Here is an 18,547-nt window from a genome sequence, read left to right on the forward strand (position 1 = left end):
TTATATTTTATACTACGACGACGATGAATTTTTTTAAAACCTTTAAAAAACCAAAAAATAAATTAAAAAAAGAAAGGCAGTTTTATTTAGTAAAAACTTACTAATTAAATCTACCAATCTTTTTAGAAAAACTCATATAAATAATTAATGGGACTAATATTGAAATCATAGCTCCAGCTGCTTGAACATTTATTAAACTTGCTTCTTGTTCTCTACCTAGTGTTTGATATCAAATTGTTATGTTTGTATAAGTATTTGAAAGTATAAATTGTGGTCATAAATAATCATTTCAAACTGAAATAAATGAAAAGATAATTAATAAGAAATAACCTAATTTCATTTTTGGTAAATAAACATAAAATAGCTTATCATGTCATTTTAAATTATCATTTATCATTACTTTTGATTTTTCAGTTTCTATACTTTTTGCTAGATTAAAAATATATGTAAAGTTAAAAAATGAAAAAATAGCATTTGTAACATAAGCAATTGGAGTTGTATATAAATTAATTTGTAATAAAACTGTTTTTAAGCTTAAAAATATAGAAAACTCAGGAATTAAACTAATGATTATAAAAAAGTATAAAAACACTTTTTGATATACAGGTTTCATTTTTAATAAACCAATAATTGCTAAAGTATAAACAATTATTCTTATACTAATTAAAATAGTTGAAAATAATATAGTTCAACCAAAAGCAGCTAAAAAGTTGCTTTGAAATGCTTTTAAAAAGTTAGACCAGTTTCATTCTTTAATAAAAATATAAGTTTTATTTTCAATAATAGAACTATTATAAAGTAAAGCTTGTAATAACAAATAATATAAAGGAAATAATAACAACAAACACAACAATGCAATCAATAAGTATTTAATAATTTCTTTAATTATTATTTTTGTTTTCATACTTACCTCTATTTTTTACAATAACTCTTTTAATTAATTTATAAATACTTTTAATTGTTTTTGGTCTTAATAATAAAATTAGACATAATAATAAAACTAAATAAGAAAAACTAAAAAATGCTGCTGAATAACCTCTTTCATATCTTAAAACACCACTAGAACCTCATCCAAAATATTTAATTGTATAACTTGTTAAAGTATGAGCATAATTTAAATCAACATTAAAACTATCTTCTAATAGTGCAGATGGTAATAATAAACAAGCAAAAATAAAATTAGTAAATAAAATTGAAAATAATACTTTAGATAACTCATTTAAATAAACATATCTAAAAGATTGTAGTAATGTTAATTTATCATTTAACATTAACTTTTTATATTTATAATCACTTCTTGATAAAGCTGCTGCAAATAAAATTAAATTAAATGGCAATGATCTTCAGATTTGATAAATAGCATAATAAATTCAAATTGGCAAACGCTTATTTCCACTAGTAAAGCTATATTGATTTAATCCTAGTATATAAAAAAATAAGTTTTTAGCTCCAAAAAAGTTAGTAAAAGCAATACCAATAGCAAATCCTGATATAAAAAATTGAGAATAAATTACTGATAGCAAAATACTTTTTGTAGTTTTACTAATTAAAGAATTAATAATAAAACTAAAAATTAAAGCTAGAATTATTGAAATTCCAGTTCCAAATAATAAAACAAACGTTGAATTTAAAATAGCATGTTTAAAGTTAGGATCAGATAAAATGTTATTATAGTTTTTAAAATTATATTCATAAATAGTTCTATTTGCTTCATTTGGTGTAAATCTTAAAGATTTTATAAAAGTATGAAAAATAGGAATAATAGTAAATAATAAAATTAAAAGTAATAAAGGTAACATTAATAAAACTATTTTTAAAACAGGTAGTGAGTTTTTTAATTTTAGTTTTAAATTAAAACTATCTTTTTGTTTAAATTTTAATAAGAACTTATTCATAAATACGATTTCCATTCTTATTAAAAACTAATACATCAGATTGGTTATATTTAAGATCAATTAAATCATTAACTTGTAGTGAATTATCATTTAAAACTAAAGTTCATTTAATATCTTTATTAAAGTTAATTAAATAATGTACTTTATCTCCAAAACTTTTTTTATCAATAATTTGATATTTACCATTTAAATTAGCTTTAACTTTAATTTTATTATGTCTTATATAATAACTTTTATTATCTTGTGTTTTAATAAAATTAATTTCAGGACTTCCTATAAATTTTGCAACAAACAAATTATTTGGATCATTATACATTTGTTCTCCAGAACTAAATTGTTGGATTTTACCTTTATCTAGTAAAATAATTTGATCACTAATTTTTAAAGCATCTTGTTGGTCATGAGTAACTATTATCATACTTAAATTAAATTCTTTTTTAATTTTAATTAATCAATCAATAGTTGATTCTTTAATTTTGGCATCAAGTGCAGAAAATGGTTCATCTAATAAAACTAAATTAGTTTTTTTAATAATTCCTTTAGCAAACGCTACTCTTTGTTTTTGACCACCAGATAACTGGTTAACATTTTTATATAATAATTGATCAATACCTAATTTTTTAGAAATTAATTCTATTTCATTTTTAAATAAATTTTTTAATTTAATTTCTTTTAAAAACTTAAATTTATGTTTTACTTGTTTTTCAAATAAACATAAAAATACAAGTTTTAAAAAAGCTTGTTTTTTTGTTTTAGTTTTTGAATTTAAATCATTTATAAGATTTTTATAGACTTCAAATTGATCTATTAATTTTTTTGAAAATAACTCTTTATTATTTAAAAATTTTTCAAAATAATTCAAATATGTTTGTTCAACTCATTTTGAATAATTTTTAGCACTTAAAAAAACATTATTAAAAACAGTTGTATTTTCATACACTGAGTTTTCTTGCATAATATAAGCAACTTCGTGAATTTTAGGGTTATTTAAAATGTGAATACTTCCTTTGTCTGGTTTAATATATCCTAATAAAAGGTTTAATAAAGTTGTTTTTCCACTCCCAGAAGGTCCTAGTAAAGAAATAATTTGGTTTTTTTGTATTTGTAAATGATCTATTAATAAATCATAATTTGATTGTTTTTTATGATATTTAAACCTTAAGTCATTAATTTCAATTAAAACATTATCATTATTTGGTTTTGGTTTTTTCATAAGATTTTAATTTGATTCTTTCGTTTATATTAATTAGTTAATAAGAACTAATTTCAATTTTATTTTGTTAAATATTATTAAATTATATTTAGTAGGTCTATATAAGATCTATAAGTTTTTAAAACAGTCAGAATTTTAAAACACTCCTTTCTTTTAAAATTTGCTTTTTTAAAAATTTTAACAAAAATAAGAATGAATTATTAGTTAGTTTTAATATTATTATTTTTTACTAGATTTAATGTTGTAATATAAAAGTGTATAGACTAGTTATTGTTCTATATAAACTACTAATTAGTTATTAAATTAGTTTAATTATTAATTTAATAACTAATTATTTAAGATTAAATAAAAATAAAAATTGATAGAATGGATTAATATGGACAAGGTTACTAAATTTTTTGGAAGTATTCCTGAATTTTTTAAACGTAATTATGTTCTTTTGATTTTAGCTTTAGCCGATGTTGCTATTATGGCTATTCCATTTTATATGGATAATTTTATTCCTAACATGAACGCTAACTTTAGATTAGCTCAATCAGATTATTCACAAGCTGGAGCTATTTATGGTTATGTTTCACTTCCATGTTATATACTTGGAGCTTGACTAGGAGATAAATTTAGAGCCAAATCAATGGTTGTATTAGGTATTGTTATTACTGGAGTTTTAGGAGTTTGGTATGTTATTTTACCATTTGTTCCTCTATTAGCTGGTAATACAGACCATGTTTTACAAGGTGCTTTTAGAAATTTAATGGTTGTTCAATTATGTATAATTTTTGCAGGATTTGCTTTTGCAACTTGTGCATTATTTTGAGCACCATTATGAAAACTTGTAAAAAACGTTAACACTGAACATTTACCAAAAGAGTTACAAGAAAAACAAGTTGGAAAAAACAACGGTATTCAAGGAATGCTAAATGGGTTAATTGGTTTAGCAATTGCTTTATTTGGTACATTACTTTTAGAATTGCAAAACCATGAGATTTTAGGTAAAGTTGGTGGAGAAAACGGAGTTTCAGTAGGATTTTTAATTTTAATTTCTTTATATGCTGGATTTATTATTCTTTCAGCACTATTAGCCTTATTTTTAATTAAAGAACCTAAATTACAAGAACCACCAAGCTTTTCAGTTAAAGCACTAGTAAGTGTTATTAAAGATAAAACTGTAATTTTATTAGCTATTTTAGTTTTAGGAGTTTACATGTTACAAATGGGGTTATCTTCATATGTAAACTATTTAAAAAACGTGTTCTGAGTTCCTGGATTAGCTGTTATGTTAATTGGGTTAATGAGAACATATGCTATGAGATTTATGATTGCAGGATGATTTGGTAAATATGCTGATAAGAAAAATTCTTATATTCCACTAATTTGTATAGGTTTATTACTTGGTATGTTATTAGTTGGAGTTGGAGTAATTTTACCTGGATTTGGATTAGATAATATTACAAATGATACAGATCCAAATCTAAAAAAAGCTTCAACTATTATATTACAAGTTGCAGCTGGATTAAATTTAGTTGTAATGGGAGCTGTTACTTGAGCTGTTGTTACAATTAGATGATCTCCAATTGGAACTGATTTAAGAATTGCAAATGAAAAATATGCAGCAGCAGTTAATGTTGTTAGTGTTATTGCCTTTACACCAGATGCATTCTTTAAACAGATTAGATCAGCAATTGAAGCAAAACACCAAATGACTATTATTATTAATGGAAGAGAAAGTATTGTTGCTGATAGACTTGGTAACCAATTAATTTTATTAGTAGTTTTAGGATTTGGTTTACTTGGATTAGTTTCTGGAATTATTCTTCATTTTGTTTTACAATCAAGAAGTAAATGAGAAGCTTTAGAATCAAGACTACAAGTTATTGAAAGCAAAATTAAGAACTAATAAAAAGTCATAAGTTAAATCTTATGACTTTTTATTTACACTAATTATTTAATTTATCTAAAATATGTTCAACTAAAGTAGTTTTTCTAATTCTTGCATTTTTTTTACTTGCTTTTATAAACAAGTCAAAATCACCAATTACTACTAGTTGTTTTTTTGCTCTAGTAATAGCTGTATATAAAAGTTTTTTATTTAAAAAACTACTAAATAAAGTATCTTGTAAAACTAAAATTACTTGATCATATTCACTACCTTGAGTTTTATGTACACTACAACAATAACTTAAATTAATTTCATCAAATTGTTCACTTGTAAATTCAAACAAGTTGTTATTAAAGTTAATAATAGCTGAATTAAATTTATTATTATTTTTATTAATTTGACAAATATATCCAATATCACCATTTGATAAATTTAATTCACTATCATTTTTTAAATACATAACTTTATCATTAACAGCATATCTAAATCTTAATCTATCATAAACATTATTAGTATCTAAAATATTTTGATTAAAGTTATATTGAATAAAATTATTTAAATTTTCAATTCCTAAAATATCAGCATAAACTGGAGAAATCACTTGAATACTTTTAGTTTGATTAATAGTTTTACTATAAACTGTTTTTAAATACTCTAAACAAGCTTGTTTATCTTTATTAAAGAAAAACTCTACATTATCTAAGTTTTGTAATTTGTTTAGATCTAAATTATCATTTTTTATCATATAAGCTAGATCAATAATTCCATTATTAAAACTTTGACGATGAATGTTTATTAAATTAGTAGTACAAATAATTTTTGAGTTAATAATATCATAAAAAACATTTCCATACCCAACACTTGCTAACTGATCAACATCACCAATTAAAACAATTTTTTGAGCATTATTTATTGAAGATAAAAATTGAGAAAATAAGCGAGCATCGATCATTGAACATTCATCAAGTATTAATAAATCATAATCTAGTGGATGATATTTATTAACACTAAATTTATTGTCTTTTTCATAACCTAAAAGTTTATGAATAGTTGTTGCATGACTTTCTGTAAAGTTTTCTCTAATTTTTGCAGCCGCTCTTCCAGTTGGTGTACAAATTGCATAATTACTAGAATGATAAACTTTTTTAAACAATTCAACTATTGCTTTAATAATTGTTGTTTTACCAGTTCCAGGTCCTCCAGTTATAATACTGATTTTATGTTTAATAAAGTTTTTTAAAGCTAAAACTTGATCTTTGTCATATTTAAAATCTTTAATTTGTGTATTTAGTTGAATTTGATTAATATAACTAGTTAATAAATTATCATCAATATCATTAGTCTTTAAATGATTATTAACTAAAACTTTACTAATTATTTGTTCATCATTAAATGATTCATAAGTATAAATCTTTTCATTTTTTAAAACTAATAATTCATTTTTAATAGCATAATCTAAACCATTATTTAATAAGTCTAAATCATTAATTTTTATTAAATCAGAAACTTTTTTAAATAAGTAGTTTTTATAAGTATAACTATCTCCTAAATTAAATAAAATCTCATTACAAGCATATAAATGTCAATAACTAGTTCTAGTTAAATTATTAATATCATTATTATTAAAATGTAAAAATATCTTATCAATATCTTGCATTAAACCAAGTTCGTGCTTAAAACTAAATTCAAACCAATTATTAGTTAGAATTTGTTTTATTTCATTTTCATCATTAGTAAACTTTTTTAGTTTATCTAGTATTTTTAAGTTTAAATTATGATTAATAAATTCAATTTTTAAAAAGTTTTGTTCATTAATTTGTTTGATTTTATTATAAATTAATTCTAATTTATCTTTACTAATATCTTTGATTTGAAAAAACTGTTCTTTATTATTTAAAATTTCTTGTATAAAGTTTTTTGAATAAAGTTTAGCTATTTTACTAGCTGTTAAATTACCAATTCCTGGAAAAACATCAGATTTTAAAAAGTTAATAATTTGTTGTTCTGTATTAATACTTGCTAAAGTAAAACTACTTACTTCAAAACTTGTTCCATATTTAATATGACTTGTTTGTTTTCCTATTAATTCATATAAAATTTTTGGTTTTAAATCACTAATTTCACCTTTAATTTTTATAGTTTTATTAGAATTATTTTCACTTGTAAAAATAGCTAAAGCTCAAGAATCTGATTTGTATAAAAACTTAGATAAGTAACCTCTGATTTTTATTTGTTCTTCCATAATATGTTCCAATCTTAAAATCTATTTTAATAATATCAAAACATTACTAAATTAAAATTTAATAAAATAAAACTAATTAAATAAAAAAAGTTCAAATAATTTGAACTTTAATTATCATCTTGATTTTGATCATCATCACTAAAATAATCTTCAAAATCTAATTGTTTAGTTTTTTTATCTTTTTTATTTTGACTAACTTTAGATAAAAGTGAGGAAATATCATCTAAATAAGAACTTAAATCAGATCCGTGAACTTGGTTTGCATTACTTATAGCTTTATTTTTAGTATCTCTTGAAACAACAATACGTTCACTTACTAATTTATTAAACTTTGGTTTAGTTTCTATTTGATCATTTGTATTTTGATCATTAAAATTATTTGCTAAAGCAGGTTGATCAAAAGCAATTGATCTTATTAATTGTTTAATAGAAATATATGAAATTTCATCAATATTTGTAGAAATACTGTTTTGTTCTAAATTAGTATGTTTTAAATCACTTACATTAATATCAGTGATTTGGTCATTTGTATCTAAAATACTAATACTCATTTGATCATTAATTGCAAAACCAAATATTACTTGTTCTTTGTTTTTCTTTTTTTCAACTAAAATTCTAATTCCTTTTTTTGGTCTAATATAAATTGGAATTAAATTTTGATCTAGTCTTTTGTAATTATTTTTATTTGTAAAAATTAAAACATCTTTATTATTTTGTAAACTTAAAGCACTAATTATATAATCATCTTTTAAATTAGCAGCTTTAACTCCTTTTGAAATAGTTGATTGGATTGGGATATCTTCAATATTATATCTAACAGCATATCCATTTTTTGTAACAATACAACAATATGAAGTTTTAGAACTAACTAGATCTGCATAAACTAAACTATCATCATCACTAATTTTCATAATCTTAAATGATTTGTTAAAAATTTTAGTCTCTAGATCTGAAATTTGAGTTCTTTTAATTAACCCATTTTTGCTAACTAATAATAAGTGTTGAGTAGAATTTATAAATTCTTTAATTACTAAAGCATTAATAATAGTTTCATTTGGTTGAGTAGTTGCTACACTATTTATATGCACACCTTGATCTTTTCATTTACTACTTGAGATTTTATATAAAGGAATTGAATAATAATTTGCTTGATCTGAAATTAAAATCAAATGATCTAAATTTGAACAAACTCCTTGACTAATTCACATATCATTTGGTTTTTTACCAAAAGAACTTAATTCATTTTTATTTAAAATATTATTATCAATAACTTTAATATAACCATCTTTTGAAATTCATAAATTAATTTCTTTTTCGATAATTACTTCTTTTTGATCAACATCTAAATCTTCAACTAAATCTTCAACTTGAGATTTTCTTTTTATACCAAATTGCTTTTTAACTTCTTCTAATCTTGAAATGATCTCATTATCTAAAACTAAACTATTATTTAAAATTTCTTGATATTTTTTAATTTTTTCTATTAGTTCAGTTTTTTCTAATAATAATTTATTAACATCAGTTGAAGTCAAGCGGTATAATCTCATATCAACAATAGCTGTTGCTTGATTTGTTGTAAATTTAAAAGTTATAACTAAATTATTAATTGCATCTAATCTATTTTCTGATTTTCTAATTACTTTAATAATTTCATCTAATATTGATAAAGTTTTAATTAAACCATTAACTATTTCTAATCTTAGATTTGCTTTATTTAAATTAAATTGAGTTCTTTTAATAAATACTTCTTTATAATGAGAAATATAAGCTTTAATAATATCAATTAAACCCAATTGTTTTGGTTGTTTATCAACAATAATAATATTGTTATAGTTATATGAAACACTTAGTCAAGTTGATTTAAATAAAAATTTTCTAACAGTTTCTAAGTTAGCTTTTTCATTTAATTCAATAACAATTCTTAAACCTTTTCTATCAGTTTCATCTCTAATTTCTTTAATTCCTAGATTAGGATTATTATCAATAACATCACCAATTTTTTTAACAAGATCTTGTTTAACTACTTCATATGGAATTTCATCAATTACAATATTGTTTTTTTCTTGATGCCATTTACTACTAATAATTACTTTTCCTTTACCTGTTAAAAAAGCTTCTCTTATTCCTTGTTTATTTTGAATAACAGCTCCAGTTGGAAAATCAGGGCCTTTAACTATTTTTAAAATTTGATCAATAGTAATATTTGGATTTTTAATTATATTAATAGTCGCATCAATAATTTCACTTAGATTATGTGGGGGCATATTTGTTGCATAACCCGCAGCAATTCCAGTAGCTCCATTTACTAAAATATTTGGAAAATAACTAGGTAAAACTGTTGGTTCATTTTCACTATCATCAAAATTTGGAGCAAAAACAACAGTATTTTTTTCTAAATCTTCTAATAAAAGATTAGAAATTTTAGTAAGTCTAGCTTCTGTATAACGCATAGCAGCAGCGCTATCTCCATCAATTGAACCGTTATTTCCTTGCATATCAACTAGTGGAATATTAACTTTTCATCACTGAGACATTCTAACCATTGCATCATATATAGAACTATCTCCATGTGGGTGATATTTACCAATTACTTCTCCAACTACTCTTGCTGATTTTTTAAAAGGTTTATCAAATGTTAAATTTAATTGGTTCATCGCATATAAAATACGACGTTGAACAGGTTTTAATCCATCTCTAACATCAGGTAAAGCTCTTTCTTGGATAATATATTTTGCATATCTACTAAATCTATTACCTAGCAATTCTTCTAATGGATATAAAATAATTTTTGATTTATCTGACATTTTATTTTTCCATTTCTATAATTTTTATTTGATCATCTTCTAAAGTAAATTTAACATTTTCTTGAATTCATAATTTACGTTTTTCAACATCATCACCCATTAATGTTTTAAACATTCTTTCAGCTAATAAACCATCAGTTATTGTTACTTGAATAATTTTTCTATTTTTAGGATCCATTGTTGTTTGTCATAATTGATCAGCATTCATTTCTCCTAATCCTTTGTAACGCTGAATCTCATATTTTTTAGTATTAGTTTTATTAAATTCATTTAATTCTTCTTCATCTCATAAATAAATAAAACTTTTATCATTAAAAGTAATTTTATATAAAGGTGGTAAAGCAATATAAACTTTTTTATGAACAATCAAATCTTTCATATGTCTGTAAAAAAAAGTTAATAATAAAGTTTGAATATGTGCTCCATCAGTATCAGCATCAGTCATAATAATGATTTTCCCATAATTAATATCAGAAATATCAAAATCTTTTCCAACACCAGTTCCAATCGCATTAATAATTGACTGAATTTCTTCATTTTTTAATAAATCAACTAATTTAGCTTTTTCTGAATTAATAACTTTTCCTCTTAAAGGTAAAATTGCTTGAAAATTACGATCTCTTCCAGATTTAGCACTACCACCAGCTGAATCTCCTTCAACTAAATATAATTCATTTATTTCTCTTTTTTTACCTTGAGCTGGTGTTAGTTTTCCTAACATTAATTTATTAATGTTTTTTTTGCCTTTAACACTTTTAATTGCTTGTCTTGCTTGTTTTGCTGCTATTCTTGCTTTTTGAGCATTTAATGCATTTTCAATAATTTTATTTGCTAAAACTTTATTTTCAATTAATCAATAACTCATAAACTCATAAACAATTTGTTCAACAACTGTTTTTGCATCAGAAGTTCCTAGTTTTGATTTTGTTTGCCCTTCATATTCAATTAGATTTTCAGGAATTTTAACTGTAACAATAGCAACTAAACCTTCTCTTAAATCGTTTGAATCTAATTTAGCTTTATCTTTTAAAATTTTTTGTTCTTTTGCATAATCATTAATTGCTCTAATTAAACCTGATTTAAAACCAACTAAATGAGTTCCTCCATCACTAGTTTTAACATTATTTGCAAAACCTAAAATAATTTCATTATCATCTTCAGTATATTGTAAAGCAATTTCAGCAATAATATTTTTACTTTCATTATTAATAGTAATAATATCTGTAATTACTTTTTTATCATCAACTAGTTCTTTTATAAATTCAACTAATCCATCTTCAAATTGATATTCAACATATCTATTTGAAATTAAATCTGATAAAGTAATTTTTAATCCTGAGTTCAATAAGGCTGATTCTTTTAATCTTTCACTAATTAGTGAGAAATTAAATTTAGTATTACTAAAAATACTATCATCTGGTAGGAAATTAATAGTTGTTCCAGTTTTATAAGTATTTGCTATAAAAGTTAATGGTTTTTCTAATTTACCACCATTTTTAAATTCAATTTCATGAATTTTTTTATCACGATAAATTGTTGCTTTAAATCTTTTAGATAAAGCATTAGTTACACTTGATCCAACTCCATGTAGTCCACCACTTGACTTATAAGCAGTACTATCAAACTTACCACCAGCATGTAAAATAGAAAAAATAACTTCAGGAGTTGATTTTCCAGTTTTATGCATACCAGTTGGAATCCCTCTTCCATTATCACTAATTGTAATAGAGTTATCTTTTTCTAAAGTAACATCAATTTGAGTACAATATCCAGCTAAAGCTTCATCAATGGCATTATCTACTATTTCTCATACTAAATGATGTAATCCTTTATTATCAGTTGATCCAATATACATTCCAGGTCTTTTTCTAACTGCTTCTAGTCCTTCTAAAACTTGAATCGCTGATTCATCATATTTTTTATTTTCAGCCATTAATTTTCTCCTTTATAAGTACTTCTACATATAATAATTATATTTATTCTAAAACGATTAAAATTAAATGTTTAAGAAATTATCATATCAATTTTACAAATAAACTAATATTTTTAAACAAATTATTTTTTATATAAGTATTAAAAAATAAAAACACTTTTTATTTCAAATTTGTTTTATACAAACTTTAGTTTTGTTATAAAAATATTGAAAGGAAGAAATAAAAATGGAATTAAAAAAGAAAATAGGTGTTTTTAAAACAAAAGCAGATATTGATAGTTCTTTAGTACAAAATGCTAAATTTTCTAAAAATAAAGTTAAAAAACATATCCAAAAAATTGGAAGTTTTATGGCTGGGATGATTATGCCAACTGTAAGTATTTTAATTGCTTGAGGTTTAATTACAGCTATGTTTTTAGGAAAATATGTAGATGGTAAGTGAGTTGCTATTGGTTGATTTAATTTTGAAGCTTTTGGTCAATTAGTAGGTCCTATTATGAAATGATTAATACCCATTTTAATTGCTTATACAGCTGGTAATATGATTTATCAAAAACGCGGTGGCATGTTAGCTGGTTTTTTAATAGTTTGTGCAATTATAGGAAATGATTTTTTATATAAGACTGTAATGAAAGATTGAACTTTTGGTTCTAATGGAACAACTGTAAGTCAAACTACTCCACCAAATCAAATAGTTGGAGCGATGATTATTTCACCTCTATTAGTTTTTATTGTTAAAAAAATTGAATTGATATATGTTAATCGTGTTAGACCTGGTTATGAAATGTTAGTAAAAAACTTTTCTTTGGCAGGATTAGCTATTATATTTGGGTTAAGTATATTTTGAATTTGGCCATTTATAATGTATGGTATTAGTTATGTAATGATTGCAATTATTAATTTATTTACAAAATTACCTTGAATTTTTCCATTTATGGCAATTTTTACTGAACCATTAAGAGCGGTATTTTTAAATAATGCTTTAAATTGAGGAGTATTAATTCCAATTGGGTTAAAAGAAGTTGAAACAACTGGATTTAGTGCATTTTTTATGGTTGGTGGTAATCCTGGTCCTGGATTTGGGTTATTAATTGCTTATGTTATTTGAAGAAAACAACAAAGAGCAGCTGCTGCTGGTGCTAGTGTTATTCAATTAATTGGTGGAATTCATGAAGTTCATTATGCTTATATTTTAAGTGAACCAATAATGGTACTAGCTACAATTAGTGGAGCCTTTACAAGTTTATCTATTGTTAAAATATTTGGTGGTGGAGCTGTTGCTGCAATTTCTCCTGGTAGTTTAATTTCAGTTATTGCTATGAGTGTTACAGTTAAAAGAATTATTGTTAATATAATAGCTGTATTTTTAGGAGCAATTGTTTCATTTATTATTGCTTCAATAATTATGTTAATTAAGAAAAAACATAATAATGTAGTTATGAATGTTCAAGTAGGAGATTTTGGAGTTAAGTTTTCAAATCAAGAACAAAAACAAAATACTCAATTTGATTGAACTAAAGTAAAAACAATTGTTGTTGCTTGTGATGCTGGGGTCGGTTCAAGTGCAATGGCTGCTGGAATTTTAAAAAAATGAGTTAAAGATAATCAAATTCAAGTAAATGTTTCAAATTGTGCTGTTAAAGACTTGACAAATGATATAGATGTAATTATTACAATGAATAATTTTGTTGAATTTGCTAAAGAAAAGTCGCCTAATGCTTATGTTTTTGGAGTAGATAAATTTCTAGGTCAAAATATTTATGATCCAATAAGAAAAGAATTATTAAAAAATAAAAAGAGTGATAATAATGATAAAAAATAAAGATTGTATTTTTATAGTAGATAGTTTTAAAAATAAAAATAAAGCTATAGAATTTGTTGGTTTAAAAATGGTTGAACTAAACTATATAGATAATAAATACATAGATTTTATAAAACAAAGAGATCAATTAGCAAGTGTTGCTATTGGTAATTATTTAGCAATCCCACATGGAACTATACAAGGACAAGAATTTATAAAAAATCAAGGTATTGTTATAGTTAAACTAAATAAAACTATGAGCTGAGATAATGAACCAGTTAATTGAATTATTGGATTAAGTTTATTAAATGATAAACAAATAGAAATGCTACAAACTATAGCAATTTTATTTGAAGATATTAAAAAAGTTGAACAAATGACAAATGAATTAAATAGTACTGATCAAATTTATAAGTTTTTTAAAAGTTTAAAAATAGGAGAAGAATAATGTTAAAAATTGGATTAATTGGTTTAGGTAAAATGGGGTTTAATTTGATTCAAAATATTAAAAATAAAGGTTATGAAGCTATTGGATATGATTTAAACAAATCGATGTATCAACAATTAAATCAAAAAGATATTCAAACAGCAAATAGTATTTTAGAACTAGTTCAAAATTTACCAACACCAAGAGTTATTATGCTATTAGTACCAAATGGAAAAATTACTCAAGATTGTTTTGATGAAGTTTTATCTTATTTATCAGCAGGTGATACTATTATTGATTCAGGAAATTCATTTTATAAAGATTCATTAAAAAGATATGAAATAGCAAAATCTAGAAACATTAATTTTATAGATTGTGGAATTAGTGGTGGAATTAGTGGCGCTTTAAATGGAGCTTGTATGATGGTTGGAGCTGAGATAAAAGCTATTGAACCATTAAATGATTTTTTTAAATCTTTATGTGTGAAAAATGGTTTTTTACACACTGGAAAAGTTGGTAGTGGTCATTTTTGTAAAATGGTTCATAATGGAATTGAATATGGAATGATGCAAGCAATTGGTGAAGGATTTGAAATTTTAAATAATTCAGAATTTGAATATGATTTAGAAAACGTTAGTTTAATGTGAAATAATGGAAGTGTTATTAGATCTTGACTAATTGAATTAATGATTAATGCATTTAAAAATGATCCTAAACTAGAAAATTTAACTGGACAAATTGATATGAATGGAGAAGGATTATGAACTGTTCAACAAGCTTTAGAGCAAAACACACCAGCTCCAGTAATTGCATTATCTGTAATTATGCGTCAAAGAAGTAAATTAGAAGATACATTTTCAGCAAAAGTTGTTTCTAGTTTAAGAAATAGTTTTGGTGGACATGAAATCAAGAAAAAATAATCATAAAAACAAAGAAAAATCCAAGTTAGAAAACTTGGATTTTTTAACTATTATACTAATTATTAATTACTATTCCTTTATATCTAGTTGAAAATAATAAGGTATCAACAATTCCTTGTACTCCAAATCCAGAATCTTTAACTCCTAAAAATGGAAAAACATCTGGTCCACGTTGAGATTTTCCATTAATATTTACTGTTCCAACTTCTAATTTTTTAGCAACAGTTAGAGCTTGATCTAGATTTTTAGTATAAACACTAGCTTGCAATCCAAAATTAGATTTATTTGCTAATTCAATCATTTCATCAACACTATTTGCTCTTATAATTGGTAGAACTGGTCCAAATGGTTCTTCTCAAGCTAATCTCATATCACTTGTTACATGATCTATTAAAGTTGGATAAATTAAATTTTTTTCTTGTTTGTCACCAATTATTACTCTAGCACCTTTTTGCTTTGCATCATCAATTAAACTATATACAAAATCAGCTGTTTTTTGATCAATTAAAGGAGTAATATCACAATTATCTTTTGGTAAACCAATAGTTAATTTACTAATTTTTTCTTTTAAAAGCGGAATTAATTGATCTGCTATTTTATCAGTTATAATTACTCTTTTAATAGCTGTACATCTTTGACCTGAATAACTAAAAGCACCACTAATAATTTCTTTTGCATACTTTTCTAAATCTAAATCATCTAAAACAATAGCAGGATCTTTTCCACCTAATTCTAAAACTACATCTTTTGTTGATGAGATTTCTAATAAATGTTTTCCAGTTTCAACACTTCCAGTAAAAGAAACAAAATCAGCTAATTTATTTGTAACAATATCATCACCAATTTCTCTTCCTCTACCAGTAACAACATTAAAAATTCCTTTTGGTAAATTAGCTTGATATGCCAATTCACCTAGTTTTGCACCAATTAAGCTTCCTTGAGTAGCGGGTTTAAATACAATAGTATTTCCTGTTACTAAACAAGGAAAAATTTTTGAAACAGCTAAATTAATTGGATAATTAAATGGACTAATTGCAACTCCTACTCCTTTTGCAACTCTCATAAAAGTTCCGATTTTATTTTTAGCTCCATATTTAGATCCATCAATAATTAAAGTTTTTAAATTTCTAACTTCATAAAAAGTTTGATCAATATATTCAACACTTCTAATTACTTCAGTTAAACAATCTTTATAAGGTTTAGCTGTTTCACTCATAATAATTTGTGCTAGTTCTTCTTTATTTTGATCAATTAATTGTTTTCATTTATCTAAAATAGTGATTCTTTTTTCTAAATCAGTGTTTTCTCAAGCTTTTTGACTAGTTTTTGCTGCTAAAAATGCATCATTAATATCTTGTTTAGTTAAACTTACAACTTTTCCAGCAGCGCTAAAATCGACAGGATTAATAATTTCTAATTCTTTGTTATTATCAAATAGTTTACCATCTAAAAGTGCTTTAAATTTGTACATATTTTTTCTCCTTTGCTTATATTCTATTATATAAAAATAATATTTTTTTAACTTAATTTTAATAAGCAATATTTTTCAATTTTTGAAATAAATTTTATTTAAAAATATGTAAAAAAAAATAATAAAAAAAGTTCGACAATAATCGAACTTATTCTAATTATTAATAAACTATTTAGCATTATTAATTTGATACATAATAATAGATCCAGCAACAGCTGCATTAATACTATCAACATTTTCAGCCATTTCAATATTAATATTTAAATCTATTAAATCTAATAATTCTGGTGAAATTCCTTTACCTTCATTTCCAATAATTAATGCATATTTATCATCTGAATCAAATTTCACTTTACTTAAAGGTTTACTATCATCATGAAGTGAAGTTCCAATAATAATATAGTTATTATCATGTAATTGGTTAATCACTTTGACTAAATATTCATTAACTAAATTAACTTGAAATAAATTACCTTGAGTTGATCTTAAAACTTTTTGGTTATGAAAATTCACACTATTTGGTGAAGCAATCACTGTTTTAAAATTAAAGCTAGCAGCACTTCTAATTAGTGTTCCCAAATTGCCTGGATCTTGAATTTGATCTAATAACAAAATATTGTTTTCAAAATCAATTTTAGTATTTTCAGGCATACTACAAATTGCAAAAATCTGTTGACTTGTTACTGTATCACTAATTTTTTTAGCAACATTTTCTGAAATCTCAATTACTTGTTCTATGTTTGGGATTTCATCTTTTAACACTTCTAAAGCTTTACTAGTACCTAGTAATGTTTTTATAATCTGATCATTATAAGCTTCCATAATCATATGAAAACCTTCAACTATAAAAAGTTTTTGTTTATTTCTATGCTTTCTATCTTTTAATTTTAATATCTCTTTTATTTTTGGGTTAGAGACCGAGCTAATGACTTCCATAAATTCTTCCTATTTATTAATAATTATTGTTTTGTCTTTGAAAATTAATTTCATTTTTAATATTATATGCATCAATAATTTGATCTTGATTATAATTTTTAATCTTGCAAATATTTAAAAATGCATTTAATAATTTAGAGTAGTTTATATTATTATTATCCTTAATAAAACTATTTAAACAACTAATAATTTCAAAATAAATATCAATAATAGAATCTTTATTTAAAAAATTATAATCAAATTGTTCAAAATTATAGTTTATTTGATTTCCAACACTAATGATAAAATGAATCCCATCAATATATTCATCTAATTGAATTTCTAAATCTGATGGCTTTTTATTAGATCAATATTTAAAACTTCTTTCTTCATTAGCATATTCACCAAGTTCTACTAAAAAAGCTGTAATTTTTTTATCTAATAAAGTTTTATCATTTTTAAAGTTTCATTTATTTTGAATAAATTGATCTAATATTACTTGTTTTTCACTTAATCACTTTAATGTCTTATTATCTATCATTTTAACTTACTCTTTTCTTTTTTTTAAAATTTATAGCTATTATTTTAAAGTTATCTGATCATCATCATTTTTATTTTTAATAATGATTTCTTCTTCATCTTTGTTATTTGTTACTAATAAACAAATCCCACCAATAATACCAAGTAAAAAACCAAATAAAATTCCCATAATTCCACAAACTAATTTATATTTATAAGTTTGATATTTTAATGATTTAATCGCAAATAGTAATGTAATTAATGCAGGTATTGAAGCTATGATAACTATAATATTAACACCTATAATAGCAGTAGTTATACTAGTTTTAACTATATCAATGTTAGGATCGGTTGGATAACTACTAGTAATAGAACTAGCAGCAAGACTTCCAGCAATTATACTAAAAAATCCAATTAATGCTCATAGTAATGTAAAACTGCATCCTATAATTATTAAAATTAAGCCTGCTTTATATGTGTCATCTAGTTTTTTATTTTGTTTTATCATAATTTATCTTAATAAAATCCCTT

General features: G+C 23.4%; 14 protein-coding genes. 4 read left to right on the plus strand and 10 right to left on the minus strand.

Going from position 1 to position 18,547, the window contains the following annotated elements; translation table 4 throughout:
• Positions 1-100: 100 nt before the first annotated feature.
• From MSB_RS02265 to MSB_RS02275, 3 genes are read right to left on the minus strand one after another with little or no spacing between them, the layout of a single operon-like run.
• A complete protein-coding gene (locus MSB_RS02265) occupies positions 101-904 on the minus strand; it encodes an ABC transporter permease subunit (protein ID WP_013447755.1) in 804 nt (267 codons plus the stop codon).
• Positions 882-1,895 carry a sugar ABC transporter permease gene (locus tag MSB_RS02270; protein WP_013447756.1) on the minus strand — a complete coding sequence of 338 codons (1,014 nt, stop codon included), beginning with the start codon at positions 1,893-1,895 and terminating at the stop codon, positions 882-884. Before MSB_RS02270 ends, MSB_RS02265 begins: the two co-directional genes overlap by 23 nt.
• Positions 1,888-3,108, minus strand: a complete 1,221-nt coding sequence (locus tag MSB_RS02275) for an ATP-binding cassette domain-containing protein (protein WP_013447757.1) — start codon at positions 3,106-3,108, stop codon at positions 1,888-1,890. The genes MSB_RS02270 and MSB_RS02275 overlap by 8 nt, the downstream gene beginning before the upstream one ends.
• A 376-nt stretch (positions 3,109-3,484) precedes the next feature.
• Between MSB_RS02275 and MSB_RS02280 the strand changes: the two genes are divergently transcribed.
• Positions 3,485-5,002, plus strand: coding sequence for an MFS transporter (locus MSB_RS02280; RefSeq protein ID WP_013447758.1), 1,518 nt, complete (start codon positions 3,485-3,487; stop codon positions 5,000-5,002).
• Positions 5,003-5,042: 40 nt separating this feature from the next.
• On the opposite strand, the gene recD2 is transcribed toward MSB_RS02280, so the two are convergent.
• The 3 genes from recD2 to parE all read right to left on the minus strand — a co-directional run bounded on the left by recD2 (position 5,043) and on the right by parE (position 11,963).
• Positions 5,043-7,226 carry an SF1B family DNA helicase RecD2 gene (gene recD2 / locus MSB_RS02285; RefSeq protein WP_013447759.1) on the minus strand — a complete coding sequence of 728 codons (2,184 nt, stop codon included), beginning with the start codon at positions 7,224-7,226 and terminating at the stop codon, positions 5,043-5,045.
• Between the two features lie 107 nt (positions 7,227-7,333).
• Positions 7,334-10,030, minus strand: a complete 2,697-nt coding sequence (gene parC / locus MSB_RS02290; protein WP_013447760.1) for a DNA topoisomerase IV subunit A — start codon at positions 10,028-10,030, stop codon at positions 7,334-7,336.
• 1 nt (position 10,031) lies between these two features.
• Entirely contained in the window at positions 10,032-11,963 is a 1,932-nt protein-coding gene (gene parE / locus MSB_RS02295) for a DNA topoisomerase IV subunit B (RefSeq protein WP_013447761.1), read from the minus strand.
• A 226-nt stretch (positions 11,964-12,189) separates the two neighbouring features.
• Between parE and MSB_RS02300 the strand changes: the two genes are divergently transcribed.
• The 3 genes from MSB_RS02300 to gnd are packed head-to-tail and all read left to right on the plus strand — an operon-like array spanning position 12,190 to position 15,111.
• The gene (locus MSB_RS02300; protein WP_013447762.1) at positions 12,190-13,785 is read left to right on the plus strand and encodes a PTS mannitol transporter subunit IICB; all 1,596 of its coding nucleotides are present in this window, start codon (positions 12,190-12,192) and stop codon (positions 13,783-13,785) included.
• Entirely contained in the window at positions 13,772-14,212 is a 441-nt protein-coding gene (locus tag MSB_RS02305; protein WP_013447763.1) for a PTS sugar transporter subunit IIA, read from the plus strand. Before MSB_RS02300 ends, MSB_RS02305 begins: the two co-directional genes overlap by 14 nt.
• Positions 14,212-15,111, plus strand: coding sequence for a phosphogluconate dehydrogenase (NAD(+)-dependent, decarboxylating) (gene gnd, locus MSB_RS02310; RefSeq protein WP_013447764.1), 900 nt, complete (start codon positions 14,212-14,214; stop codon positions 15,109-15,111). Before MSB_RS02305 ends, gnd begins: the two co-directional genes overlap by 1 nt.
• A gap of 55 nt (positions 15,112-15,166) precedes the next feature.
• Here gnd and MSB_RS02315 read toward each other — a convergent pair whose 3' ends face one another.
• The 4 genes from MSB_RS02315 to MSB_RS02330 form a co-directional block, all read right to left on the minus strand.
• A complete protein-coding gene (locus tag MSB_RS02315; RefSeq protein WP_013447765.1) occupies positions 15,167-16,582 on the minus strand; it encodes an NADP-dependent glyceraldehyde-3-phosphate dehydrogenase in 1,416 nt (471 codons plus the stop codon).
• Between the two features lie 168 nt (positions 16,583-16,750).
• A complete protein-coding gene (locus MSB_RS02320) occupies positions 16,751-17,518 on the minus strand; it encodes a TrmH family RNA methyltransferase (RefSeq protein WP_013447766.1) in 768 nt (255 codons plus the stop codon).
• Positions 17,519-17,534: 16 nt separating this feature from the next.
• Positions 17,535-18,038 (minus strand): dUTP diphosphatase, encoded by a 504-nt coding sequence (locus MSB_RS02325; RefSeq protein ID WP_013447767.1) that lies wholly within the window; start codon positions 18,036-18,038, stop codon positions 17,535-17,537.
• A 39-nt stretch (positions 18,039-18,077) separates the two neighbouring features.
• Positions 18,078-18,524, minus strand: a complete 447-nt coding sequence (locus MSB_RS02330; protein WP_013447768.1) for a hypothetical protein — start codon at positions 18,522-18,524, stop codon at positions 18,078-18,080.
• Positions 18,525-18,547: the final 23 nt, after the last annotated feature.

The sequence above is a fragment of the Mycoplasma leachii PG50 genome (assembly GCF_000183365.1).
GTDB classification, from domain to species: domain Bacteria; phylum Bacillota_I; class Bacilli_A; order Mycoplasmatales; family Mycoplasmataceae; genus Mycoplasma; species Mycoplasma leachii.